The sequence below is a fragment of the Varibaculum sp. GTC20041 genome (genome assembly GCF_055387755.1).
In genome coordinates this window covers 252,834-278,615 of record NZ_AP041144.1, presented here as the reverse complement: position 1 = coordinate 278,615, position 25,782 = coordinate 252,834, and the positions used below count along the sequence as shown (strand labels likewise).

Sequence of the window (25,782 nt, the reverse complement as noted above, 5' to 3'; positions counted from 1 at the left end):
GCTACCCTACATTGCGCCGCAATCTGCGCCGTTCCCGTTCTGAAAGACCGCCCCAGATTCCGAAGCGTTCATCATTTTCTAAGGCATAACTGAGGCATTCATCGCGAACCTCGCAGAGCTCACAAACCGCTTTGGCTTCCCGGGTAGAACCCCCTTTTTCGGGGAAAAACGCCTCGGGGTCGGTTTGGGCACATAACGCTTGTTCTTGCCAGGAGAGGGGGCCTTGGTCATCCTGCCCAATTTGCCAGGATTGCGGATTAGACGAGATGGGTCCCTCGCCAAAAATGTTCCACATATTAATCTCCTCGCAAAAATAGGTGTCTATAAGAGTATAAACTACAAGCGTGTCATTCGGGGAAGTCACCCAAAAAAATGGTATAGATTTTCTGTAGCATCTGCGCTTATTAAAGATTAGAAATCTTATCTACCTGCAGTTCAGTTCAATAAATTCCGCAATATGTTCCACAGAAGAAATTTTCTCGATTTCCCCACAATTTGGCTCTAGGACTACTGCTGCGCCCTGATAACGCCAAATCTGCCCGACCACCAGCGCCAAGGATTGTGGAGTCGCATCCTCAGCTACTTTGATCAAGATTCGGCGCCCCGGAACCTTTTGTTCACACCAGCGGGAAAAATCTGCGATTGCTTTTCCGTCTACGCTTACCCGAAAATCGGTATCTGCCAGCGCAAAGTTTTCACTAGGTAAAGGGAACAGTAGTTGATCAGCTTGAGCGAGCACTTCCCGGTTACCGTCTAGAAATCCGACGGGCAAAGCCTCCGGGTAACGCCAAGCCAGCGGAGACAGGCTGACAAGATAGGTTTCAATTCCGCTTTCCACAAAGCCAGAGCCGGCCGCCGGGTCGCTGATTGCACAGGCAACCAGATCCGGATCTGCAATCAGATCTGTCATCTCTTTACTGCCAGGGGCATCAGCTGTCAGATTCTTCACCGTGAGCCCTAACCCCCACCCGGCGATTCGCCACAGGAGATCACGCCAGGAAAGCCCCAATCCCAGAGCTAAAACCCCGCCAGGTTCGGCTGCTAGGTCACCGGCCAAAAGATTTTGAGTCTTCGTAAACCAGTTATTGACTACCTGCCCCGAGAGCTCTATACGATCCTGTCCGTACCAGGTAAGGCAAGGAGAAGAATAACCCGACAGGGCACTGACCCAAGAGTTATCCCAAAAAGATTTAATCTCCATTACGGTACTCCCGCCTGCACTAGCTTTCCGTTTCCTCGCACGCGCACTGTCCCCTCAGCTGCTGAAACAAAAATTGCTTGTCCGGTACAGATAGTTTCTACTTCCCCGCCAACTCCGACTTCTAAATCACCGCACACCCCTAATAGTATTCGCGGACCGAAACCGGGAATCGGAATCCATTCCCCACCAGTTATCTCGGAAACTGAAAGTTCAAAATCATCTACTGGCGCATAGTAGATCCCGGTGCCTCGCCCATTCATTTCCGGAGCGATCCGCACCGGGGGCGCACCGTGAAAATCCATACACCGCAAGGCTTCACCAGCATCAATATGTTTAGGGGTAAGCCCGGCACGCAACACATTATCGGAAGCAGACATGATCTCAATCCCCAATCCCGATACATAGGCATGCACCGCGCCGGTAGGGATAAATAGCGCCTCCCCCGCCCGTAGAGTAACCGGGTTAAGCAGCAAGGATAAGACGGCTCCCGGATCACCGGGATAGGTACGCGCGAGCGCTACTGCCTGGCGGTCTACCCTCAGCGAGGGGGAAGTGCCTCGATCTAAGCGATCTTGACAAGCGGTGATTACCGCCTCTATTTGAATTCGACGTTCCTCATCTAATGGCGCCAAAAGTTTACGCGCCACTGCCCGTAAACCACGATAACCGGGATAGGCACGCAAAGTTTCTAGCATTTCCCGTGCTAGCGGGGCATTCAAATTATCTAATACCTCTTTAGCCCGACGCGGCGCGCGAAACCCAGCGAAGGCCTCGAAAGTGGTAAGCGCGAAAATCATTTCCGGCTTATGGTTACGATCTCGATAGTTTCGCCGCGGACTATCTAGAGGAATTCCCGCTTCTTCTTCTGCTTGAAAACCGGCCTCTGCCCGCTGTTTTCCCGGATGTACTTGTAAAGATAATGGTTGCTCGGGAGCAATTATCTTCAGCAGAAAGGGAAGCTGCCCATCAAAGCGCGCCGAAACATCTTCCCCTAGCATCCCCGCAGGATCGGCGGCAATTACTTCCGACAGGGGACTCGCTTCCGCCAGAGTCTGCGCTCCTTTATGAGCACCAAACCAGAGTTCGGCCACTCGCCGACCCTCAAAATCAATCCCCGTGAAATCACTGATAGCGCGGAGAGATCCCCAAGCGTAATCTTTAACCGCCCCGGAAAGCCTCAGCAAGGTAGAAACCCTCCTGGCCTTAAACCAGCTGTGCCCCAGCCACCAGGGACTGTAGTTTCGCCCAGGCGATTGAGGAATGCAAACGTCCGCCTAGCCCGCAGTCAGTAGAAGCGATTACCCGTTCCGGGCCAACTGCCGCCACGTAGCGCGACAACCTATCGGCTACCAGCTGGGGATGTTCCACGATATTGGTGGAATGACATACCACGCCGGGGATGAGCACCTTGTCCGCCGGCAACTGGTATTCGTGCCAAATACGCCATTCATGGGCATGGCGCGGCGAAGAGGCCTCGAAAGTGTAGCCTCTCGCATCGACCCGCAACACGTCCTCCACAATATCGGCGAAGGGAATATCGGTAGTGTGTGGACCGTGCCAAGACCCCCAACACACGTGGAAACGGGTAAGTTCAGTAGGAATATCTTTTAACGCCCAGTTCAGAGCCTCGATGCGCACCCCGATGAACTTTTTGTAGTCCTCTAGTGAAGGTTCCGGGTTGATCTGATCCCAGGATTCCGCGATAGAGGGATCATCAATCTGCACCGTGAGACCGGCATCGGTGATGATCTTATATTCTTGGCGCATCGCATCCGCACATGCCCAGACTACTTCCTCATCGGTGCGGTAATAACGGTTATCTACCCGCGCGCAAGATCCGGGCGAAAGAGCGGCGATAAAGCCGGAAGAAGCATCCAGGCCATTAGCTTGCAGCCCTTTGAGCAATAGATTTACATCCCGGCGAGCAGCGTCAGCCCCGATATAGCTAAGCGGACCAGTAATCACCGGGTTACCTACGGAGTTGCGGTTACCGAGAACTCCCGAGTCCGGATCTTCATAGGCTTCGCGAAATAGGTTGCGGTCACGCCGGTCAGTGAAAGTAGTAAGCCGGATATTGCCGGGCTCAGAGCGAATAACCTCGGTTTTTGCCCAACGATCCTCATCGGTTTGGGTAAGTCCCCCCAGGCGAGAGAAAGAATAGTTCCACCAGGCGCCATAGTCGACCGCCCCCGAGGTAACGTGTCCGTACTCGCCCTCGTTGACAATATCAATCCCGATTTCGCGTTGCTTGGCTACCACTTCCGCGGAGGCACGTTCGATAATTTCTTCGAACTGCTGGGGGCTGATTTTCCCGGCGGACAGCAGGTTATTGGCTTCTAGTAGCTGCGGAGTTCGCGGCAGTGACCCCACATGGGTAGTTTTTACGGGCATTATTATCCCCTTCCCTAGTTACTTAACAATAAGATTTTTGGAGGGCGCCGGCGGATTTCCGCCGCAACCAGACTATTTAAATCCGTTTTACCAGCGGGAAAGTAATGGTTTCGCGAATCCCCAGACCAGTAATCGCCATTAGCAGGCGGTCAAGCCCCATTCCCATGCCCCCAGCTGGCGGCATTCCTGCTTCAATCGCTTGCAGGAATTCTTCATCTACTTGCATAGCTTCCGGGTCGCCGTTGGCGGCATCAAGAGATTGCGCTTCAAAACGTTCACGCTGAATCACCGGATCATTCAGTTCCGAATAGCCGGTAGCCAGCTCGAATCCGCGCACATACAGATCCCATTTTTGCACCTGGCCGGGTTTTTCGGGATGTGATTTCACCAGTGGGGAGGTGTCTTCAGGGAAGTCCGCTACGAAAGTGGGAGCATAGAGCGCGTCGCCGACTTCCTCTTCCCATAGCAGCTCCACGAGTTTGCCGGGAGAATAGAACTTTTCGACTTCAATCTCGCGCTCCTTAGCCAGTTTCACCAATTCTTCTCGCGGGGTACGCGGAGTAATTTCTTGCCCCAAAGCCGCTGATAGGGAACCATACAGGTCAATCCATTCCCACTGTCCCCCCAGGTCATAAGATTCTCCGTTCGGCAAAGTGGCGACGGTAGTTCCCAGGGCAGCCTGCGCCGCATTTTGCACCAGCTGGCGGGTAAGTTCGGCAATCTGGCGGTAATTCCCGTAGGCCTGGTAAGCCTCCAGCATGGTGAACTCGGGAGAATGCGAGGAATCGGCACCTTCGTTGCGGAAATTGCGGTTGATTTCAAAAACCCGATCAATCCCGCCTACCAGGCAACGTTTTAAGAACAATTCCGGGGCGATCCGCAAATACAGGTCAGTGTCATAGGCGTTCATATGAGTGACGAAGGGGCGGGCAGCTGCCCCACCGTGCAGGGTTTGCAGCATCGGGGTTTCCACTTCGATAAAGTCCTGCCCGGATAAAGTTTCGCGCAGGGAAGCCACCACCTTCGCGCGGGTGCGCACCATTTCGCGAGCAGCTTCCCGGGTAATCATATCTACTTCCCGGTGACGCACTCGCTGGTCTTCAGACAGAGAAACCTCTTGCCCGTCCTCGGTCTTAAAAGTTTTCGGCAGCGGACGCAAAGACTTGGAAGTGAGCTGCCAGGCGGGTTGTCCGTCCTCACCAGGCTGTGCCATGACCGAAAGCTCCCCGCGTTTGGAGGCAATTACCCGTCCGTAAACAAACAGGTGATCCCCCAGATCCACATCGGCTTTGTAATCACTGAGGGAATCTTTACCTACTTGGGCGGCAGAAAGCATTGCTTGCAGGCGAGTACCATCGCCTTGCTGCAAAGTTACGAAGCAGAGCTTACCGGTATTACGGGAAAACACTACCCTCCCGGCGACCCCCACGAAGTCTTCAGTTTCTTCTCCGGCTGCTAGGTTCGGGTATTTTTCCCGCACCTGGCTAAGGGTATGAGTAATAGGTACTGCGATGGGATAGGGGTTGCGACCATCGTCAATCAGGCGCTGACGTTTGTCAGCGCGAATACGAATCTGTTCCGGCACACTTTGGTTATTAGCTTCACTCACGCATTCCATGTTAGCTATGAGCGGTTAACCGGTTCAATCTCGCTAGCTTAAACCCGGGCTTAAGGACGGGAAAGTACCACTAACTGGTTATCGCTCAAACGGATGTCACCTAGCTTTACCGCTGCGATTAGGCAGGCAGTGCTGGGGCCATCTGCCTGCCAGGATCCGAAGGAAATCGGATCGACCAAATCAAGATACTCAATTTCGGCGCCGCTTTCTCCCAGAGCTTGCCGGGTTGCTGCGAGAACTGCCGCCCCTGAGCCTGAGGATGCTGCCTCCTGCACTCCCGCAAACAGGGCTTTCGCGAAGTAGGTAGCATCCTCGCGTTGCGTGGCAGAAAGAGCCTGGGTGGTCTGGGAAACTGTGAGTCCATCTAAATCCCGAAAAGTAGGAACCACCTCTACCGATACCGGAATATCCAAATCCCGCACCACCAGGCGCACCGCCGCTAAAAACTGGGCATCGCATTGCCCGATAAATACTTTATGAGGACGGACGATACCCAACATTTTCACCAATTGGGTTAGGCGATCGCGTGCCTGCTCAGGGTGGTGCGCACCTTCATATTGCCGGATAATCTGCCCGGGGTCTAACACCGTTAGTGCCGCCCCGAAAGGATAAAAAGCCTCAGTTGAGGGCGCGAAAATAATATCTACCCCGCTGCGCGCCGCTAACTCTAAATCCGCAGCGCTAATCATATCGGAGGTAGTCTCAAAGGCTGGCCCTACCGGATTGGTATAAACCGAGGCCACCAGGGTATCTACCCGCCCGCTGGCCTCAGCAAAAGCAGCCTGATGCCCGGGATGCCAGTTACCGCGAGTGACCACCAGCCCCACGGTTCCGGCATTTCTTTCTACCCGCTCCAAGGTTTGACGATCATGTACTACCAGCGGTTCTTTCGCTTTATTCACGCTATTTCCCTCAGGTTATCTTGTTGTTGCTGGCTTGATTCTACCTGTCGAGAGCCGAGATTAACACCTGCCCGCCCTAAGCTTTTACCCACCTAGCTGCCAGAGTCTATTCAGCTACCATCCAGTTTTCTGGGTAATAATTCCTGCTATGACTGCTAATGACACTGCTCGCTTACTGGTAGTAGACGATGAACCCAATATCCGCGATTTGTTAGCCTCTTCCTTGCGCTATACCGGATTCGAAGTTTTCACGGCTGCTGATGGCTCCGAAGCGATAAAACAGGCCGAATCTACCGATCCAGATTTGATCGTATTAGACGTAATGCTGCCCGACGTGGACGGCTTCACTGTCACTCGCCGCCTGCGCGAAAATGGCTTCACCACCCCCATTCTTTTCCTAACTGCAAAAGACGACATGAGCGATAAAGTCCAGGGTCTGACCGTGGGCGGGGACGATTATGTAACCAAACCTTTCGGCCTCGAGGAAGTGGTGGCACGGATTAACGCTATCTTGCGACGCACCCGGGGGCTTGCGGGTGAAGACGCGGTCATCCGGGTGGCCGATATTGCTTTAGACGAGGACGCTCATGAAGTCCGGCGTGCCGGCCAAGTAATCGACCTCTCCCCTACCGAATTCAAATTGCTGCGCTATCTGATGATTAACGAAGGGCGAGTAGTTTCGAAAGCCCAAATCCTCGACCACGTGTGGGAATACGACTGGAATGGCGAAGCGGCGATTGTGGAATCGTATATTTCCTATCTGCGACGCAAACTAGATGTGCCGGGGTCATGTGGAGATATCATCACCACCCGCCGGGGCATCGGCTACATGATTCGCACCGGAAAGCACTAATGACCCCAGAAGTCCCCGGTAAAGCAGAGCAGTTTTCTACGGATAATCCGGCGCCAACAGGCAGCAAGCAGCACCGTACCTATTGGCAACGAATCCCTCTCACCTGGCGTTTAGTGCTGGTTATCATGGCATTGCTGGCTGGCGGGCTGGGCGGAACTGGAGCCGCCATGCTCGGGATCTTGCATTCGCATTTGACCGCGCAGATAGATTCCAATCTGAAGGCTACCGCCTCGCGGATAAAAACTAACGATTTAGTAGATCTACTAGATAAAGGGACTTTCCAAGGCAATCAGCCCACCAATTATTTTGTGAGAGTCAACTACGCCGGACAGGTAGCCGAAGCTACCTCTTCTGCCGCGGCGGTAGATAGAGGACGCCCAGACTCTAAAGCTCTAGAGCTGGCAGAGCGTTCCCGCGACATCAAGTGGGAAAAGCCCTTTACGATCGCAGGCGAATCCTCTTCATCTTGGCGCGCCATTATGCTGCCAATTCGTAGCGACCAAACCCCCAAGATCACCGGGACCTTAATAGTGGCGCTGCCGCTGCAGACCGTTACCCAAACAGTTACCGCTACCGGGATTAACGTTCTGGGCACTTCGCTTATCATTATTTTGGTCGGCGGGGTTTTAGCCTATGTATTAGTGCAAGTCTCCCTGCGCCCTCTGCGGCAAATGGAGGAGGTTGCCGGGAAAATCGCCTCGGGGGACCTACACGAACGTATTGATTTATCCCAGGTGCGTGCCGGAGAAGTGCTTTCGCTGGCTTCTGCGCTCAACTTTATGCTTTCTCGGATTGAAGAAACTATTGTTACTCAAAAGCGTAACGAGCAAAAAGTACGCCAGTTTGTTTCTGATGCTTCTCACGAGTTACGCACCCCCTTAGCAGCCATCCGCGGATACGGGGAACTGTACAGAATGGGCGGGGTACCCCCCGAGCGGGTGGAAGAAGTTATGGGGCGGATCGAGTCAGAAGCCACCCGGATGGGACTTCTGGTAGAGGATCTACTAAAGCTTGCGCGTCTGGACGAAGGACGGAAAATAAAAATGGAGGCGGTAGATCTTTACCGGATAGCGGCGGCAGGAGCATTAGATTTATCGGCACTTTCGCCAGAGCGAGACATTAGTTTACTTCATCTAGATGGCTCCGCATTGGAGTTAGATGAGGGGGAAAGCGCCCTGGTGTTAGCCGATCGCGATCAACTAACCCAAGTGATGACCAATCTAATCGGCAATGTGGAACGCTACACCAACCCCCAGGTGCCGGTAGAAATCTTGGCCGGGATTAACTCTGGTGAGGCAGTGTTAGAAGTACGTGATCACGGCGAGGGAGTTCCCGAAGAAGAACTTGAGGAGATTTTTGGTCGCTTCTACCGCCGTGACGGTTCGCGTTCGCGGCAAACCGGCGGTACCGGTCTGGGTCTCTCGATCGTGGCGGCTATCGCCGCGGTGCATGGCGGAACCGCCCAGGCGCTGCCCACTGCCGGCGGAGGGCTAACTATACGAATGTCTTTCCCGGCGCTACCTCCTCCTGCCGTCCAGAAAAAAGCGAGTAAGAAAATCGCAAAAGTTTTTAAGAAAGGCGCGGGAAAGAAAGCTACGCGAAGCACACAGCCCGATATGCCGAAAAATATCGAAGCATAGTTGCAGCTGCGGGGGCTGTTTTTGATTGTATTTTCTCTAAAGCGATTTTAGCCGTAGGATAACCACTGCAACACTCAATCGTCGGGGGTACGGAGGCTATGCCAGGTGCGCCATCTTGGCTGCAGACGGGATTCGTCAAAGCTATGCGAGAGCTGGGGATCACCGACGATACCCTATTGCGTAAAGAAGCGGATAAGCTGCTGCAAATGTGGCAGTCTGCCGGGCGCCAATTCCATACCAAGAACCATTTAATCCGTCTGCTTACCTGTTTGGATCATTATACGAACACTTCTCAACAGCCAGCGGTATTAACGGTTGCCGCCTGGTATCACGGAGTAATTACCCAGTCGCAAACACGCGCAAAAAATACTACTAACTACGAAAACTATCCCGCCTCGGCTGATTTTGCACTTACCCGCCTCGCAGAAATGGGACTACCAAAAGAGCTGGCTACCCGGGTCGGGGAATTGATTTTAATGCTGGAAGGGCGCCAGCCACCGCCGGATGATCTGGACGCCTGTGTATTCGTTGACGCCTCCATGTCGTATCTGGGAGCTTCTCCTCAGGATTACCGAGGATATTGCCAGTTGATGCAAGCGGAAATGGACACTATGGAACCGCTGCGCTATGCGCGGTTACGCCGGTCACTAATCTCAAAGTTATTGGCGCGCGATGCTATTTTTCTTTCTCCTTTGGGCAGCGGTAACGAAAATGCCGCCCGGCAAAATTTAGAGGGCGAATACGCGAAGCTATCGACGTTGATCCCCGGGAATATTTCTGGGAAAGAGCGTTCTGGCCTGCGTCCTCGCAGTAAAGAAAAAACCCGCAGCGCAGATACCTCCGAGACTGTGGTTATCAAGAGGGCATCCCCGCGGACAGTTGCGCGACGACCTATTCTAAACGGGGGAGAAAACCCGAGTTCTTTAACGACTCCTCTAAGAAAGATTTCGGCGACCGAGAGAAAAGACCTGGAAGCGCGCAGCGCCCGCTTACAAGCTGAAAATGCCGATAATGATAGCGAAAATGGTCTTTCTTCAATGGAAAATGTGGCTGACCAGTTTTCCACTTTTACGATGCGGAAAGTCACTATTAAAAATGACGATTATCGTCGCACCGAACCCGAGAAAGAAGAATTTGAAGAGGAAGAAACACCGACCGTCTCCACAGATGAAGATGTAGAAGAGACCATGTATTCTTCCGCTGACGACGAGGATTCGCTGACCGAATTTTAGGGATTGCTTTTCTGGTCTTCCAAAATTACCGGTACCAGATGATTCGATCTTCCGATGACAACCTTTATTAGCCCCTGCCCCTGCCCCTGGCTATTATTTTGTCCCCAGGATCAGCTAAGGATTTAGTTTTCTGAAACTATTATCGGGCAGGTTTGAGCGGGGCTAGTCAGGTTCTAGATTGAGGGCGACAGCCAATCAATCTGTTATTTTAAGGAGAAACCAAGATGGCACAGTTCAATGTAGATTCCGGGCAAGTATCGGCAGCCGGAGCTCAGGCAGCAGCAATCGCCGGGCAACTGCGCACCGATGCCGCGGCTATGATGGCGCAAGTGCAGGCTCTGCAAGGATCGTGGACCGGGGCAGCTGCTAGCTCCTTCGCGGATTGCGCAACTCGTTGGCGCGCGGCGCAAGCCCAAATGGAAGCAGCCTTGGATTCCATTGGCCAGGCCTTGCAGGCTGCCTCTGTAAGTTACGAAGAAGCTGAAAGTGGGGCTGCCGCCATGTTTGCCGGTTAATACCTAACCGCGGGTTGATTTGGGTATTAACCCCCCCATTTGGGTATTAACCCGGATTTTAGGGTTTTGCACATGCTTTCACGAACTTCGACCCCGAGGTGCGGGGGCTAGGTTTTATCCGAGTGGGTGCGGTGGGCATAAGAATTCGGAAAACGTCGCTACGTTTTCCGAATTCTTGGGCGGGAGGAAAAACCTAGCCCCCACGCCGAACCCGTACACACATTTGGGTATTAACCCAAAATGGAGCCGGAAATGGACATTAGCCCGGCATTAACCCCATTTTCCGCATACACCTCAAAATGGATAGACAAGGCGGGGACGAACCGTGAGGTTCGTCCCCGCCTTTGGTATCACCTTGGTTTTGCGACCTAGTCGCAAAACCAATTGAGTACGGTTTAGTACATTCCGCCCATACCGGCAGCTGCTGCCGCCTCATCGGCGCCAGCTGCAGCCGGAGGCTCCGGCTTGTCAGCTACTACCGCTTCGGTGGTCAAGAACATTCCCGCGATCGAGGCCGCATTCTGCAAAGCAGAACGAGTGACCTTAACCGGGTCAGCAATATTGCTCTTGAGTAGATCTTCATACTCGCCATTGGCGGCGTTCAGACCCTGACCAGCAGGCAGGTGAGCAACCCGTTCAGCCACTACCGAGCCTTCCAGACCGGCATTCTCGGCGATCTGGCGCATCGGGGAGGACAGAGCTACCCGAACAATGGAGGCGCCAGTTTCTTCGTCGCCGCTCAGCTTCAAGCTATCCAGAGCTTTCAGGCCGGACTGCAGCAGGGCAACCCCACCGCCAGCCACGATGCCTTCTTCAACAGCGGCTTTAGCGTTGCGAACTGCGTCCTCGATCCGGTGCTTACGCTCCTTCATTTCCACTTCGGTGGCGGCACCGGACTTGATAACTGCTACCCCGCCAGCCAGCTTGGCCAGACGCTCTTGCAGTTTCTCGCGGTCGTAGTCAGATTCAGTATTCTCGATTTCCTGACGAATCTGCTTTACGCGAGCCTCAATATCTTCGGCAGCGCCCGCGCCCTCTACGATAGTGGTCTCATCCTTGGTAACGACTACCTTGCGCGCCTTGCCCAACATATCCAGCTCGGCATTTTCCAGGGTCAGACCCACGGTCTCAGAAATGACCTGACCACCGGTTAGAATCGCCATATCCTGCAGCATCGCCTTGCGACGGTCACCGAATCCCGGAGCCTTAACCGCAACGGTCTTAAAGGTGCCGCGAATCTTGTTCAGCACCAGGGTAGTCAGGGCTTCCCCATCTACGTCCTCTGCAATAATCAGCAGCGGCTTACCGGTAGCCATTACCTTTTCCAGCAGCGGCAACAGATCCTTAATCTGGGAAACTTTCGATTCCACCAACAGGATGTAGGGGTCTTCTAGCACCGCTTCCTGACGATCCGGGTCAGTTACGAAGTAACCAGAGATGTAGCCCTTATCGAAACGCATACCCTCGGTGACTTCCAGGTGAGTACCGAATGAGTTGGAATCCTCAACGGTAATAACGCCCTCGTTGCCTACCTTTTCCATAGCATCCGCAATCAAAGCCCCAATTTCGGGATCGTTGGCGGAGATAGAAGCGGTAGCCGCAATCTCGTCACGAGTCTCAACTTCTTTGGCATCAGAGTGCAGCTGATCCACAACTGCCTGAACCGACTTGTCGATGCCGCGCTTAAGGGCAATCGGGTTTGCCCCGGCAACTACGTTGCGCAGACCCTCGCGCACCAGCGCCTGAGCCAATACGGTTGCGGTAGTAGTACCGTCACCAGCCACATCGTCAGTCTTCTTGGCGACCTCTTTGACTAGCTCAGCACCAATCTTTTCGTACGGATCTTCCAGCTCGATTTCTTTAGCTACTGACACGCCATCTTTGGTGATGGTGGGAGCGCCCCACTTCTTTTCCAAGACTACGTTACGACCACGCGGTCCTAGCGTTACTTTCACCGTGTCAGCCAGGGTGTTTAGCCCTCGCTCCATTCCCCGGCGAGCTTCCTCATCAAAAGCAATAATTTTGCTCATATGCTTTTATTCCCTCCATCGCGACGCTACTGCGCCACGCGGTTAGATCTTTGACCCAGCCTTGATGCCCGCGACGGACGAGGACGCTGCACCGATCCTGTCTCGGAACATTGCCCCCTCATCAAGAACTCGATTTTTATCACTCTCTAGGTTCGAGTGCTAAATACGATTTTGGCACTCTCCTAGGCCAAGTGCAAACTATCGCTCATAACTGGAGCAAAATATCCTGATAGAGAAATCAGCTAGCCCAAAGTCACACTCGCGCCAGGGCTATATCGGCAGATAACTAGTCAAGAAGATAAACGGCGATATCGGTATCCCCAATTTGAAACTTGCCGTTACTGGCGTCGTAAACCTGGGAAATCCCAGCGACTTTAGCGGCTTCCTCGGCAGCTGCCTGATATTTTTCACCGCGATACAGCACGGTTGATCCTTCTAAACCGCGAGCCCGCGAGTTAGTCGCTACCGGATTATTAAAGCCCGCAGACTGCAATTCTTCAGCTACCTGTTTCGCCCATCCCGAACGCTTAGAAGCATTAAGCACCCGAACCCGCACATTTTCTTTATCGGCGTTACCGACACTAGCTTGTGGACTCTCGCTCGTATCTGGCGAGGTAGTGCTATCAGGTTTATCAATTTTGGTGGGACTATTACTGGGAACCGTAACACTAGCGCTCGCACTGGGGGTGACAATCGGCTGCGCATCGTGGATCTTGCCGGTAGTTTTCATCAGCGCTACCCCGCCCCAGGCTAAAGCCGGACCTAATACCAACACAATCAAGATTGGTAGCAGGGTTTGCCAGCGTCTAATAGGACGGCGATGAGCACCAGAGGGACCTTCTTCGCCCATCGAGTCGAATTCATCTGGCGGAAACTCTTGTTTGCTCACATGCCCACATTAACCGCATCTGCATACCGGCAACCTACCTGCCACGCCGATAAAGCACATTTGCCCCTCCTGGTTTATCGGCGTTCACAGGGTAAAGTAGCAGCATGAGTAGCAACCTGGAAAAGATCATGCACCCCTCCTGGGTACCAGCTATGGAACCGGTAGCTGGCAAAATCAGCGAGATGGGTAAAATGCTGCGCGAAGAAGGAAATAACTATTTCCCTGCGGGCAAAGACATTTTTCGAGCTTTCACTTACCCGTTTGATCAGGTAAAAGTGTTGATCGTGGGACAAGATCCCTATCCCACCCCGGGCAATGCAATGGGGCTGTCATTTTCGGTAAAACCGGGAGTCGCCATTCCAAAGTCGCTACAAAATATTTTCAAAGAGCTCCACGAAGATCTGGGTTGCTCCCTGCCCAGCAGTGGGGATTTGCGTCCCTGGGCTGGGCAGGGCGTAATGCTACTAAACCGGGTACTCACTGTCTCCCCAAATGAAGCCGGATCCCACCGGGGTCGCGGCTGGGAAGAGGTAACCGACTGCGCTATTTCTGCCTTGGTGCAGCGGGATCGCCCCCTAGTCGCCATCTTATGGGGCAAGCAGGCACAATCTTTACGTCCCGCCCTGAAAGACACTCCTTGCATAGAATCTGCCCACCCCTCACCTCTTTCCGCTTCCCGAGGATTCTTCGGTTCGCGCCCGTTTTCGCGTACCAATTCTTGGTTGCAGCAGTTAGGTGCAGCTCCTATAAACTGGCAACTTCCCTAACTTCTTATCCAAATCGTTACAATTAGGCGTAGACAGCATAAAGTAGTACACGTGAGTTCACACAAGAAGAGCGCGAAAGACTATATCGGGCGTATTCGCCACGCTAATAATCCGCCGTATCCTCCTAAGATACGACGCGCTTTGTCCTGCACCTTAGTGTTTCTACTATCGTTTTCTTTAGCGGCCGGCCTTTTGATTTACGCTGACTTATCCGGGCGGGTAAACAATCTCGGCGCCTCTTCCTTACTAGGGCGAACTCCCCCAGATTCCTACGACGGGCGAGCCCTCAACATTCTGATAATTGGTTCTGACTCTCGGTCCGGTAAAGGCAACCAAACTTTAACAAATAATGACGATCCCACCGAACGCTCCGATACCACGATGATTATGCACATCTCTAAAGATCGTTCCCAGGTAAATGTGGTTTCTATTCCCCGGGATTTAATTGTCGACATTCCTTCCTGTCAGCGTAGGGATGGCAGCAGGTCTGAACCGCAAAGAGCCCAATTCAACTGGGCATATTCGATTGGATCCTTAGGCGGCGACCGCGCGTCGGCGGTAGTCTGTACCTGGAAAACAGTGGAAAAACTCTCCGGGATACGGATTGATGAATCCATAGTGGTGGATTTCAATGGTTTTTCTTCCATGATTGATGCCCTGGGGGGAATCAACATTTACGTCCCCACCAAGATAAAAGACAAGATAAACTCTGGGCTAGAACTAGAGCCCGGATGTAAACATTTCGATGGTAAACAGGCCTTAGCCTACGCAAGAGTACGCCACGGAGTCAAAGGATCAGATGGCTCCGATATCCAACGTATCCAGCGTCAACAAGCGGTTATGGGTATTATGATGCGGGCTGCCTTAAAAAAGAACTTGCTTACGTCCCTGAATCAGCTTTATGGCTTTGTAGGTAATGGTCTAGGGGCTTTGACCGTCTCCGAGGGGCTATCTTCAGTTTCCCAGTTGAGCGGGTTGGGATGGTCTTTACAATCGCTTAAGCCGGATAATCTGCTCTTCCTTACTCTCCCGGTATACGAGGCTCCTTTTGACCGGAACCGCCTATTGCTTTCTGAAAAGAAGGCCGAGCCGATTTGGGATTCCTTCATAAATGACACTCCTCTACCTGCCGGGGTAGAAGTGCGAGACGGGAACGGCAATGTTCGCACGATTACCGAACAGACCTCTTCTTCCCAGCCCTCGCAGGACAGTGCCACCCCTTCTGCTGCTTCCAGTCAGACTCCCGAGACTTCGGAGTCTACTACCGAAGATTTGCAGCCAGCACAGGACATGAGGCAAAGCGGGTCACTTAACTCCAAATTAAGTCCCGAAGAACTAGCTGAACTGCAGCGCAAATGCGAAGCAGGACAATAAAGCACCCTCCGGTCAACAGTTAGGAAACAAATAACTTGAGTCAGCAGAACCTACCGGAATCTTTCCCACCTCCCAAGAGGCGCCGTCCCCGGCCAAGTCAAGCAGTTCCCCCCTCCTACGCTCCACAGCAAAGGCGGCGGCGTTCTGCTGTTTCCGCCAAACCCACTTATTCAGATCCCAAACGATTAGCCAACCATTCCGAAAACTCTCATTCCTCTTCCCCGGATCGCCCTTCGCGCCCGGCAATCTCCCGTCGCCTCAACGATCAAGGGGCTAGCCCCGCTTCCTTCACTTCTAAGGCACAAGAAATTCCCATACAGCCGCGCTCTGAGTCTCGTTTTGCGGGACGCACGGTTCCTACCCGTACTCGGGTAATGCCCGCAGATCGTCTCCCCGCAGACTCTAGCTCGCCTCAAAGACAAGTCGCCGCTGCCAAACTGGAGCCTACCCCGCCTTCCCGCTCTCCACGGATTCCTCATGCCCACCTCCCCGCACGCCGAGTTTTTAAATGGGCACTCACGGTGCTCATTATTTTCGTTATCGCCTGGCCGCTGTACCTGTGGTACCTGGTGGATTCCCAGTTGAACCGAGTTGATGCCCTCTCAGCGCTACCGGCTAGCGAGGGAGAAACTTGGCTCATCGCCGGCTCCGATCAGCGTTCCGATGGCAGTGATGGGGGCGTGCAACAACCTTGGGTTCAAGGTGCCCGTGCCGACAGTATTATGTTGCTACGCAAAGTTAATGGGGTAGCGGAACTGGTATCCCTACCCCGTGACACCGCAGTTGACATTCCTGGGCACGGCCTCAATAAACTCAATGCTTCCTACGCATTCGGCGGACCGAAACTACTGGTAAAAACGGTGGAGGGAGTAAGTGGAGTCAAGGTAGATCACTATGTTGAGGTAACTATGGGTGCGGTTACCCAGCTAGTAGACGCGGTAGGCGGGGTGGAACTGTGTCTCGACTATGATGTCAACGACGCTGATTCCGCTTTGAAATGGAAGAGTGGCTGTCACCAGGCCGATGGGGCAACTGCCTTGGCATTTTCCAGGATGCGACATCAAGATCCACGCGGGGATATCGGCAGAGCCGAGCGCCAACGCCAGGTGGTTTCTAAGCTGTCGCAAACCCTGATTACCCCTTCCACCTTCCTTAACCCCTTCAAACAACGCGACCTGGCAAACGCGGGGGCAAGCAATCTGACTTGTGATTCTGATTCCGGGGCCTGGGCGTTGGGTAAGATGCTCTTGGCCTACCGCGGCGCGGCAAATAATAACTTGACCGGAGCTCCCCCGATTTCCAAATTGGCATATTACAAGGGAGGACATGGGGCGATGGTACAGCTCGACCCCAATAAATCTCCATCTTTCTGGAAATCCTTCCAACAGGGTACTTTACAGCCCAATCAGTATCACCAGTTCAAATAGCACTATTGGTTCAGGATTTTCTTCTTTTTCCGAGGACGAAACTGATTTTCATCGAAGCAAGCTGCGGATACCCCAAATCTTTAATAACGGGAATGATTTACTATGGGCGCGTGAAAAAAAATTTCCGGGTTTGATAGGAAGGCTTCCTATCAAACCCGGAAAGATAGAGAACGGGACTATATTTGCGGTTTATAGTCCTTCAATTTTATCTGGTCCGGCCTGCCAAGCACTCCAGGCAGATTCCAGAATCTCCTTGACTCCGTATTCTGCTTTCCAATCCAAGTCAACGCGAATCCGGGTAGTATCCCCGATTAGCTGAGCGGGATCCCCGGCGCGGCGAGGCTGCTCATCCGCTTCGAAATCAATCCCGGTAACTTGCCGTAATCCCTCTACAATTTCTTTTACGGAAGTACCTTGTCCAGTGCCCACATTGAAAGTATGATGTTCCATCTCTTGCCCAGAAGTAACATAGTCAAGAGCATGTAAATGGGCTTCAGCCAGGTCTTTTACGTGGATATAGTCGCGCACACACGTACCATCGGGAGTGTCATAATCACTGCCAAAGATAGCTGGGTGTTTGCCTTGCGCCAGGCGTTCAAGCACCATCGGGATTAGATTCAGGCGAGCGGGATCCCCCAAATCGTCCCACCCGGATCCGGCAACATTGAAGTAGCGCAGACCTATCCAACGCAACCCCCAGGCGCGTTCACAATCTGCCATCATCCATTCCCCAATCATTTTGGTTTCCCCATAGGGATTAATAGGTTTACCGGCAAGTTCTTCCGGCACCACTGGCACATCTGGCTGCCCATAGACTGCCGCGGAGGACGAGAAAATCATTTGCCGAACCCCGGCATCACGCATAGCGGACATCATATTGGCCAGTCCCCCAACGTTCTGCTGGTAGTACCACATGGGTTTTTCTACCGATTCCCCCACCTGTTTACGCGCAGCAAAATGGATAACTGCCGTGACGTCCTCGTCAATGAGGGTTTGGAATAGAGTCTTGCGGGCACCAGAGCTGGCAACGTCAAGTTGCACCAGTCTCGCGTCCCCAATCCGGGTAGGACTACCGTAGGACAGGTCATCAACGACGACTACCTTTTCTCCACGTTGCTGTAAGAGACGAACCACATGAGCGCCGATATAACCGGCGCCTCCCGTAACTAAAATACTCATAGCTCCAGGTTACTTCAGCAGACGGCTGATGGTACCCTTAATCGAGATTTCTTGGGTAAATTTAGTCGGATTTTACCTATTATCCAACTTCAAAGTTCGTTAAAAATAGGTTAGAATGGACTAAGGAGTACGGTTTTAACCCGAGGTTGGACGGGAGGTGACCCCAGATGCGTGATGCCGCGTCTAAACGGCGTATTGGCGTGCAGGTAACACTAGCAGTGATAGCAGTATTTCTTGCCCTGGGAACCCTAATCATCGCCCCCACCACCTCCATCGCGGGAGCCGTAAAACCTACCTACGAAATCACGCTAACACCGGTCAATCCCCAACCCACCTCGACTACTCCTACCTCGGATTATGATCCGATAATGCCCGGGCCTTCTCCTACTCCAACCTTTAACGGTCCGCGCATTATTCTGTCTTTACGTCCGGTACAACCCGGCCCTTCTCCGGTTCCAACTTTCAACCAGACCACTTCCCCCTCCGATACCGTGCAACCAGTGGGAGTCGCTCAGGATTTACGGCGCGCCTCCGCCTCTGGCTCCTTTGCCTGCGGGCTGCGCACCGACGGTACCGCCCGCTGCTGGGGGGTGAACGATTCTGGCCAACTGGGGATTCCTATAACCCGTCAGCCAGCCATAAAGCCGCAGACCATCGCGAATCAACCGGTAAAATTCACTCAAATTTCCACCGGTCGCGAATACACCTGCGGCCTGGGCACCGATAAGTTTGTGTACTGTTGGGGCGATAACTCCTTTGGACAACTGGGACAGATTAAATCCCGTACCCAATTGTCGGGATCTTTCAATCCGCTGCGGGTAGGGAACCTGGCAGCAGATACCGCCCAAATTGCTACGGGAGGACGCCACGCTTGCGCCCTGTCCAACTCCGGAGTGCTTTCTTGCTGGGGAGCCAATGAAATGGCACAGGTTGGCAACAGCACTAACATCGGAAACCAACTAAAGCCGGTAGCGGTAATGACCGATGTGAAAGAGGTCGCTACCGGTAACGACCATACCTGCGCACTTAAACAAGACGGGACGGTTTATTGTTGGGGAGTAAAAGCTGGCTGGGACGGCTGGAATGACCGCCTGGCAGTCGATTACCAACTACGCCCGGCACCGGTTTCAAATATGAAGTTCGTTTCTCTACGTGCCGCTGGGGATCGCAGTTGCGCAATCGGTGAAAACAAGCGGCTTTATTGTTGGGGAATCAATACCGATGGTCAGGCAGGTAAGCCTGGCGATATGTCCACCAGAGGCAAGATGCTACAGCCCGAGCTGATCAGTTCCCTTCCCGAAGTCAACCAGGTTTATCTAGGCTACTACGGGGGCTGCGCAGTTACTTCCAATGGCACTACCTATTGTTGGGGACGCAATGACTTCGGACAACTCGGACCTGGTATTGCTCTAACTAAACGGGTTGCCCGCACCAATACTCAGATTGTGGGGACGGCTCCGGCAGTCAGCGGTTTAGATGCTCGCCTGGGGGCAAATGCCCGTTCCACTATCTTCATGGGCAGTACCTTTACTTGCATGTTAGATAAGAAGAACAATATGTACTGCGTAGGCAACTGGGCACAGGGGCAGCTGGCAGATGGGCGGCGCAGCGATCGGCTTTCGAACGCCCGAACCGCGCAGATCACTCCGGTCTACTCCCGTCTGTAGTCGTAAGCTGTGGGAAAACTATACACCTATCTGGCTGCCCCGGGACGCCTGACTAGAATTATTAAGTTCTGCCTGGTAGGCGGGATGAACTACCTGGTTGATGTGTCGGTTTTCAACCTGCTAATGGTCAGTTGGCTTGCTTCTCACCCCTTGACTTCTAAAATCTTAGCCGCCGCGGTAGCCACCGTATTTTCTTGGGTGGTAAATCGGCAATGGACTTTCCGCAGTCAACGCACCGATAACCGCCTGCAAGAATTCATCGGCTTCGCGGTAGTTAACGTGCTTGGAATGGTACCTGCAGTAATTTGCCTGGGTGTCAGCCACTACCTTCTGGGGCTCACCTCGCTGCTTGCTGATAATATTTCTGCCAATATTATCGGACTGATTTTGGGAACTATTTTACGGTTCTTCCTTTACGAACATCTGATTTTTACCGGTAAGAAATAACGTTAGTTACCGAAGTTTCTTTGAAGACGAGCCTAGAAAAAATATCAGGCAGGCGCGCCCAGTTAGGACTAAGGGTCGAGAAAGATTTCTCGATATCGAGAGGCACCTTACTTCCTGCATTTATATAGCTATTTTAAAGAAATCTTTTAGTGGCAGATACCACCTTAAAGCGTTAGGGTTGAAACATAAGTCTAGTTGGCTTGACCGACCGGGAGCGGTCGGTAGGAAAACAATTCTCATCGAAGGAGAATCACATGGCAGAATGCTGCTGCAAGAAACCTGTTACCGTTACCGTTACTGGCGCCGCCGGTAATATCGGATACGCCCTCCTGTTCCGTATCGCCTCGGGCGCTATGCTGGGCCCCGATCAGCCCGTAAAGTTAAACCTACTGGAAATCCCGCAGGCAGTTAAAGCTGCAGAGGGAACCGCAATGGAACTTAACGACTCGGCATTTCCGCTACTGGCAGGGGTAGATATTTACGATGACCCCAACCAGGCCTTCGCCGGGTGCTCCTATGGCCTTTTGGTGGGAGCTCGCCCCCGCAGTAAAGGCATGGAACGGGCAGACCTGCTAGCCGCCAACGGTGGCATTTTCGGCCCGCAAGGCAAAGCTATTAACGATAATGCTGCCGATGACATTCGCGTACTGGTAGTCGGCAACCCGGCGAACACCAACGCCTACATTGCTTCTAAGTCGGCTCCGGATGTACCGGCAGAGCGTTTCACCGCTATGATGCGCCTGGATCACAACCGCGCTATCTCCCAGTTGGCAGAAAAGACTGGCGCTGCGGTCAAAGACATCAAGAAGATGATCGTATGGGGCAACCACTCTGCTGATCAATACCCTGACCTCACCTTCGCCACTGTAGACGGCAAACCGGCTCCGGAACTGGTTGATGAGGCTTGGTTGGACGACTACTTCGTACCTACCGTAGCTAAGCGCGGCGCTGCCATTATCGAGGCTCGGGGCGCTTCTTCGGCGGCTTCGGCGGCTTCGGCGGCTATCGACCATATGCACACCTGGGCTCTAGGTACTCCCGAGGGCGACTGGTCTACTTTCGCCGGCCCCTCTCACGGAGAATACGGAGTTCCCGAAGGCCTCATCTACGGTATGCCCGTAATCTGCAAGGACGGACAGTACCAGGTAGTGGAAGGTCTAGAGCTCCCCGAAAAGACCAAGCAGCATATCGTGGCTAACGCGAAGGCCGCTGAAGAGGAAATCGCTACCGTTAAGGAACTGGGAATCCTCTAAAACTTTTTCTGTCCTCTCTACCCAGCGGGCAGGGGGAGAAATTTGCTCGGGGGTTGGACGTCTCGTCCAACCCCCGAGTTTTTTATGGTTAAGAATCGAAAAACGCTTGCCTAGTGCAAGATAGTAACTCGGAGCCGACTTTCGGCTAGATTCTCTCCATCGGCGCTAGACGTAGCAAGAGCCGCTTGGTTACTCCCCCCGCGAACTCTACTTTGGCGCTCTTAGAACGCCCCCGCCCTTCAATGGCGATCACCGTACCTTCCCCAAATTTATCGTGGCGCACCCGATCTCCGGTGCCGACCTCGACGGCTTTACCAATAGAAGCATTGGCATCGGTACGTGCCCCCAAATCGGTTCCCAGACGTTTCACTTTCCCGGTTTCGCGCCGCGAAATCTTACCGGTTCCTCCTGCTCCGAATGCCGGCCCGGCGGCGTCCTCATCCCGATACTTGCCACTTCGATACTGGTAGTTACTGTCACCGCGACTGCGGTACCCAGAACTATTTTTACGTCCGCGAGAACTGCTCCCCCAACTGCTCCCGGAGCTCCAAGAAGAAGAGGTATCGAAGGAAAATTCAAACTGTCCGTTACTCTTACTTAACTGGTCGGGTTGATCCATTAACTCGGTCGGAACCTCCAGCAAGAATGGAGAAAGCGGCTGCCAGCGGGTTTCTCCCCACATTTGTCGGTTGTGGGCGGCTGTCAAATATACTTTTTGCTGCGCGCGAGTAATCGCCACATAGGCGAGACGCCTTTCTTCCGCCATTTCCCCGGCTTCTCCCAAGGCGCGAGAATGCGGGAAAGTCCCTTCCTCTAATCCGGTCACAAACACCACCGGAAACTCCAAACCCTTCGCCATATGTACGGTCATCAGAGTAACCTGTCCTCGCTGGTCACCCGGAAGTTGATCCGCATCGGCCACCAGGGCCACCCGCTCCAAAAAATCCACCAAAGTGCCTTCCGGTTCATCTTCGCTAAACTGGGAAGCCACGTTATAGAACTCCGAAAGGTTATCTAAGCGTACCCCGTCCTGGGGATCTTTAGATCCCTCCAAGGACTTCAAATATCCCGACTCGGTCAGTACCGTCTGCAAGCTTTCCTTCAACGGCGCGCCCTCGACATAGGATTGCCGGGCAGAAACTAAACAATCCCAAAACTGAGCGATACTGGTGCGCGCCCGGGGAGTAAGTCCGCTAATCTCGGCGTTATCGGACACTGATTCACTCATCCCCGAAAGGTTGTTATCCGCAGCCGCCCGAGGGCGCTCTTCCCCCAGCTCCTGTAGCCATACTAAAGCTGCCACCCGCCCTAGGGAAACATCATAAGTATTCGCCGCGGCCTGCAATGCTGCTTGCGCCTTGTCACCCAAGGAACGTTTAGGAGTGTTGATCACGCGGGTAAAAGACACCGTGTCATCGGGATTTACCACCAGCTGCAAATAGGCGATCGCGTCCTTGATTTCTTTACGTTCATAGAACTTGGTACCGCCAATAATCCGGTAGGGAATCCCCGCATGGGTTAAAGTTTCTTCCAGGAGGCGCGAGTGCGCATTTATCCGGTAAAAGACCGCAATATCACCGTAGTTATATCCCGCACCTACCAGATTATTAATTTCTTCTACTACGGAAAGCGCTTCGTCGCGATCAGCGGAAGATATCCGTACTCCGACTTTTTCGCCCTCGCCCGAATCTGTCCATAACTTTTTCTTGTGCCGACTCTGGTTATGCGAAATCACCGCGTTGGCCGCCGCCAAAATATTCCCACTGGAACGGTAGTTTTGTTCCAGGTAGATAGTGCGTGCCCCGGGGAAATCCTTTTCAAATTCTTCGATATTGCGCACGGTGGCGCCCCGGAAAGCGTAGATGGACTGGTCGGAATCTCCAACTACCGTTAGCTCCGCGGCAGTGACTGGCTCGCCCTCTAGCTGTTCCGGTTGGTTAATTGCCGCACCGGCTACCCCAGATAGCAACTTGACCAGTACGTATTGTGCATGGTTAGTATCTTGATACTCGTCAACCAACACGTGACGGAAACGGTGACAAAAACTCGCCTGCACCAGGGGATTCGTCTGGAACAACTGTACCGTACGCATAATCAAATCATCGAAATCTAGGGCATTAGCTGCATTTAGGCGATGTTGATACGTCGGGTATACCTTCGCCACTACCTCGGCATCTGGCCCCAGACCCGCACTCGCGAGGTAGGTGTCCGGATCTATCAGGGAGTTCTTTAAATCAGAAATTCGATTTTGAATTTTCTTAGCTGGAAATCGCTTGGGATCAAGTTGTAGCTCTTTTAGAATCATGGAAACCAAACGGGTAGCATCCGCTTGATCGTAAATCGTGAAAGAAGACTTAAGGTTAGCAGCCTCGGCGTAGCGGCGTAAGATTCTCACGCAAGCGGAGTGAAAAGTTGACACCCACATTTGGCTCGCTTGTGGTCCGATCAGGGAACTAACCCTTTCTCGCATTTCTGCAGCCGCTTTATTCGTAAAGGTAATGGCTAAGATTTGCGAGGGATACGCCCTGCCGGTAGCCAACAGATAGGCAATACGGCGGGTTAAAACCCGGGTTTTCCCAGATCCGGCTCCCGCCATCACCAGCAGCGGCAGGCCTTGATGCTCAACGGCTTGCCGCTGGGGCTCGTTCAAACCCGAAACAATTTCTTTCGGATCGGAGGGAGCAGGGGGCGCGGACGGCTGCGAACCGACCGCAACTGCGCCGGGAAGCAGGGTTTGAGAGGTGGGGGTATCGGCAGAAAAAAGGGCGTTAAAATCTATCATTAAACCTGTATATCTGGATATTTACCTGCGAGAAAGCAAACCGGCATGTCGCAAGACTTGATTTTGCTCTTTCTCAGTGGCGTTCCAACCAACTGCAAGATATTTCAGGGACAGGGCATCGATGCAAAATGCCGCCACCGAAATACCGGAGTCAGTCTCGTAGGCAATCGTGACAATCCGTATATCTTCCAAAGACACCACATCTAGCGTATTGACCGGCTTAGAGGTAAAGGGAATAATCCCTAAAAGTTCGGAAGCAAAATCAAACATGGAACGTACAGTTCCCTGTCCGTTTTGGTTGCGCGCCACTGCCAACATTACCCGGGATTGTTCGGTGTGTTCGGGGGCAGAATAGAATGCCCGCTCCACCGCTGTTGGTAGGGTATTGCCCAAAGCCTTTTTATTTAAATGCTCGGTGAAACTGCGGCCACCATCAGCGGAGGCATACGCGTTGAAAGTGAATCCCTGATCGGTTTCTTCAATACAGCCCATTACCAATTTCCCATCGGAAAGCTCGGTAATCGTAGCCTGTACAACCTTTTCACCAGCAAATTTACCTGCCCACCAGGATATTCCTTGGTCATCGGAACAAACCGCTACCGCGCCTCGTTTACCGTCAGCATCGGTGGCTACTGCCACATAGGCGAGCCTGCCGGTCCAAATCCCGTGGCGCAGCTGCACTCCGTGTCCATGTGCGGTACGCCGGGAAACCCAACTTTGATCACCGTCAACTAGGCTGGTCAAATCGCGGTATCGCCAGGTATCACCTTCGTCGTCACTTAAGGCAACCGCGATATGGTTTTGGGATTCATCATCATCACTGCGGGTAGTTACGGCGATAAAAACCCGCCCGGTGACCTGGGAAATGATTATCTGGGGGTCAGTGAAAGACTGACCAGAATCAGTGTAAGTTTCTTGGTCGAAGAGAATACGGGGTTCTTCCCAACTGATTCCATGATCCCGGCTGCGGGTATACCACACCTGGGTATGTCCATTCGCAGGGTGCTTTTCAAATGCCAAAATTAGTTTGCGTCCCGGAGTGCGGTCAATAGCGGGAGCCCCGTAGGTTTCCTGGTCACTAGTTGCACAGATGTCGGCAGTTTTCACCCCGTGCACCGGCAGTTTCTTACCTGGCTCCACTACAGGTTCCACCGGAGTCTCTGGTAAGTTATCTTCGTTATCTTCTGCAGGGGTCGTAGAGGTGTTTGTTTGCTGGGCTGCAGGCTGGGAGTTAGAGGTGTCCGAGTCGGGGACGGATTTTTCCTCGCTGGCGGTATTTTCCACCGGAGCTACCGAGTCAGGTGTGGACGATTCCGCGGCCTGTTCCTGGGAACTGCTCGCAGGTTGTTCTGCTTTTTCTGCCGCTGAGCTCGACGCGGCAGATTCAGAAGATACTTCCTCGCTTTGATTATCAGATAGCGTGTCGTCTTCTAAAATCACAACCCCGGATGATTCGTAAACTGTCCGTTCGCCCTCAGATTTATCCGCTTGTTTATCAGCGCTTTCCAAGGCCAACGGCAGGCGGGACTCGCGCTCGTCGTCACGAGCAGAAGACCCTCTAAAGAGTCTTTTCAAGCGTTGCCAAAACCCAGCCACGTACGTTCTCCTTTATGCC

21 protein-coding genes are annotated in these 25,782 nt (G+C 53.1%); 10 read left to right on the top strand and 11 right to left on the bottom strand.

The window, feature by feature from the left end; all coding sequences use genetic code 11:
• Window position 1 precedes the first annotated feature (1 nt).
• From ACZ5BI_RS01080 to ACZ5BI_RS01055, 6 genes are all read right to left on the bottom strand, one after another.
• The gene (locus tag ACZ5BI_RS01080; RefSeq protein WP_022864340.1) at window positions 2-295 is read right to left on the bottom strand and encodes a WhiB family transcriptional regulator; all 294 of its coding nucleotides are present in this window, start codon (window positions 293-295) and stop codon (window positions 2-4) included.
• A 129-nt stretch (window positions 296-424) separates the two neighbouring features.
• Window positions 425-1,201, bottom strand: coding sequence for a TIGR03089 family protein (locus ACZ5BI_RS01075; protein ID WP_464896428.1), 777 nt, complete (start codon window positions 1,199-1,201; stop codon window positions 425-427).
• Window positions 1,201-2,385 (bottom strand): mannose-6-phosphate isomerase, class I, encoded by a 1,185-nt coding sequence (manA, locus tag ACZ5BI_RS01070; protein ID WP_278611401.1) that lies wholly within the window; start codon window positions 2,383-2,385, stop codon window positions 1,201-1,203. Before manA ends, ACZ5BI_RS01075 begins: the two co-directional genes overlap by 1 nt.
• A 19-nt stretch (window positions 2,386-2,404) precedes the next feature.
• On the bottom strand, window positions 2,405-3,592 hold the full coding sequence (locus ACZ5BI_RS01065) for a cobalamin-independent methionine synthase II family protein (RefSeq protein ID WP_464896427.1): 1,188 nt from the start codon (window positions 3,590-3,592) through the stop codon (window positions 2,405-2,407).
• A gap of 76 nt (window positions 3,593-3,668) precedes the next feature.
• On the bottom strand, window positions 3,669-5,210 hold the full coding sequence (lysS, locus tag ACZ5BI_RS01060) for a lysine--tRNA ligase (RefSeq protein ID WP_316086311.1): 1,542 nt from the start codon (window positions 5,208-5,210) through the stop codon (window positions 3,669-3,671).
• Between the two features lie 50 nt (window positions 5,211-5,260).
• Complete coding sequence (locus ACZ5BI_RS01055) at window positions 5,261-6,112, bottom strand: pantoate--beta-alanine ligase (protein ID WP_316086310.1); 852 nt, start codon at window positions 6,110-6,112, stop codon at window positions 5,261-5,263.
• 148 nt (window positions 6,113-6,260) lie between these two features.
• Between ACZ5BI_RS01055 and ACZ5BI_RS01050 the strand changes: the two genes are divergently transcribed.
• The 4 genes from ACZ5BI_RS01050 (at window position 6,261) to ACZ5BI_RS01035 (ending at window position 10,352) form a co-directional block, all read left to right on the top strand.
• The gene (locus ACZ5BI_RS01050; protein ID WP_024059519.1) at window positions 6,261-6,965 is read left to right on the top strand and encodes a response regulator transcription factor; all 705 of its coding nucleotides are present in this window, start codon (window positions 6,261-6,263) and stop codon (window positions 6,963-6,965) included.
• Entirely contained in the window at window positions 6,965-8,605 is a 1,641-nt protein-coding gene (locus tag ACZ5BI_RS01045) for a sensor histidine kinase (RefSeq protein WP_316086309.1), read from the top strand. The genes ACZ5BI_RS01050 and ACZ5BI_RS01045 overlap by 1 nt, the downstream gene beginning before the upstream one ends.
• Window positions 8,606-8,703: 98 nt before the next feature.
• Complete coding sequence (locus ACZ5BI_RS01040) at window positions 8,704-9,837, top strand: HD domain-containing protein (RefSeq protein WP_316086308.1); 1,134 nt, start codon at window positions 8,704-8,706, stop codon at window positions 9,835-9,837.
• Window positions 9,838-10,061: 224 nt separating this feature from the next.
• Complete coding sequence (locus ACZ5BI_RS01035) at window positions 10,062-10,352, top strand: WXG100 family type VII secretion target (RefSeq protein WP_024059522.1); 291 nt, start codon at window positions 10,062-10,064, stop codon at window positions 10,350-10,352.
• A gap of 395 nt (window positions 10,353-10,747) precedes the next feature.
• Here ACZ5BI_RS01035 and groL read toward each other — a convergent pair whose 3' ends face one another.
• A complete protein-coding gene (gene groL, locus ACZ5BI_RS01030) occupies window positions 10,748-12,382 on the bottom strand; it encodes a chaperonin GroEL (RefSeq protein WP_464896426.1) in 1,635 nt (544 codons plus the stop codon).
• A gap of 286 nt (window positions 12,383-12,668) precedes the next feature.
• The gene (locus tag ACZ5BI_RS01025; protein WP_316086638.1) at window positions 12,669-13,271 is read right to left on the bottom strand and encodes a LytR C-terminal domain-containing protein; all 603 of its coding nucleotides are present in this window, start codon (window positions 13,269-13,271) and stop codon (window positions 12,669-12,671) included.
• A gap of 104 nt (window positions 13,272-13,375) precedes the next feature.
• On the opposite strand from ACZ5BI_RS01025, the gene ACZ5BI_RS01020 reads away from it, so the two are divergent.
• From ACZ5BI_RS01020 to ACZ5BI_RS01010, 3 genes are read left to right on the top strand one after another with little or no spacing between them, the layout of a single operon-like run.
• Window positions 13,376-14,038, top strand: a complete 663-nt coding sequence (locus tag ACZ5BI_RS01020) for a uracil-DNA glycosylase (RefSeq protein ID WP_024059525.1) — start codon at window positions 13,376-13,378, stop codon at window positions 14,036-14,038.
• 51 nt (window positions 14,039-14,089) lie between these two features.
• The gene (locus tag ACZ5BI_RS01015; protein WP_316086637.1) at window positions 14,090-15,412 is read left to right on the top strand and encodes an LCP family protein; all 1,323 of its coding nucleotides are present in this window, start codon (window positions 14,090-14,092) and stop codon (window positions 15,410-15,412) included.
• 35 nt (window positions 15,413-15,447) lie between these two features.
• Entirely contained in the window at window positions 15,448-16,839 is a 1,392-nt protein-coding gene (locus ACZ5BI_RS01010; protein ID WP_316086636.1) for an LCP family protein, read from the top strand.
• Between the two features lie 189 nt (window positions 16,840-17,028).
• Here ACZ5BI_RS01010 and galE read toward each other — a convergent pair whose 3' ends face one another.
• On the bottom strand, window positions 17,029-18,018 hold the full coding sequence (gene galE, locus ACZ5BI_RS01005) for a UDP-glucose 4-epimerase GalE (RefSeq protein ID WP_412585266.1): 990 nt from the start codon (window positions 18,016-18,018) through the stop codon (window positions 17,029-17,031).
• 167 nt (window positions 18,019-18,185) lie between these two features.
• On the opposite strand from galE, the gene ACZ5BI_RS01000 reads away from it, so the two are divergent.
• The 3 genes from ACZ5BI_RS01000 to ACZ5BI_RS00990 all read left to right on the top strand — a co-directional run bounded on the left by ACZ5BI_RS01000 (window position 18,186) and on the right by ACZ5BI_RS00990 (window position 21,385).
• Window positions 18,186-19,685, top strand: coding sequence for an RCC1 domain-containing protein (locus ACZ5BI_RS01000; protein ID WP_024059529.1), 1,500 nt, complete (start codon window positions 18,186-18,188; stop codon window positions 19,683-19,685).
• Between the two features lie 9 nt (window positions 19,686-19,694).
• Window positions 19,695-20,132, top strand: a complete 438-nt coding sequence (locus tag ACZ5BI_RS00995; protein WP_278608397.1) for a GtrA family protein — start codon at window positions 19,695-19,697, stop codon at window positions 20,130-20,132.
• A 254-nt stretch (window positions 20,133-20,386) separates the two neighbouring features.
• Window positions 20,387-21,385 carry a malate dehydrogenase gene (locus tag ACZ5BI_RS00990; protein WP_238128418.1) on the top strand — a complete coding sequence of 333 codons (999 nt, stop codon included), beginning with the start codon at window positions 20,387-20,389 and terminating at the stop codon, window positions 21,383-21,385.
• Window positions 21,386-21,530: 145 nt separating this feature from the next.
• On the opposite strand, the gene ACZ5BI_RS00985 is transcribed toward ACZ5BI_RS00990, so the two are convergent.
• Entirely contained in the window at window positions 21,531-24,167 is a 2,637-nt protein-coding gene (locus tag ACZ5BI_RS00985; RefSeq protein ID WP_316098119.1) for an ATP-dependent helicase, read from the bottom strand.
• A 21-nt stretch (window positions 24,168-24,188) separates the two neighbouring features.
• Window positions 24,189-25,763: a sialidase family protein gene (locus ACZ5BI_RS00980; protein ID WP_316098120.1), complete on the bottom strand. Its 1,575-nt coding sequence runs from the start codon at window positions 25,761-25,763 to the stop codon at window positions 24,189-24,191.
• Window positions 25,764-25,782: the final 19 nt, after the last annotated feature.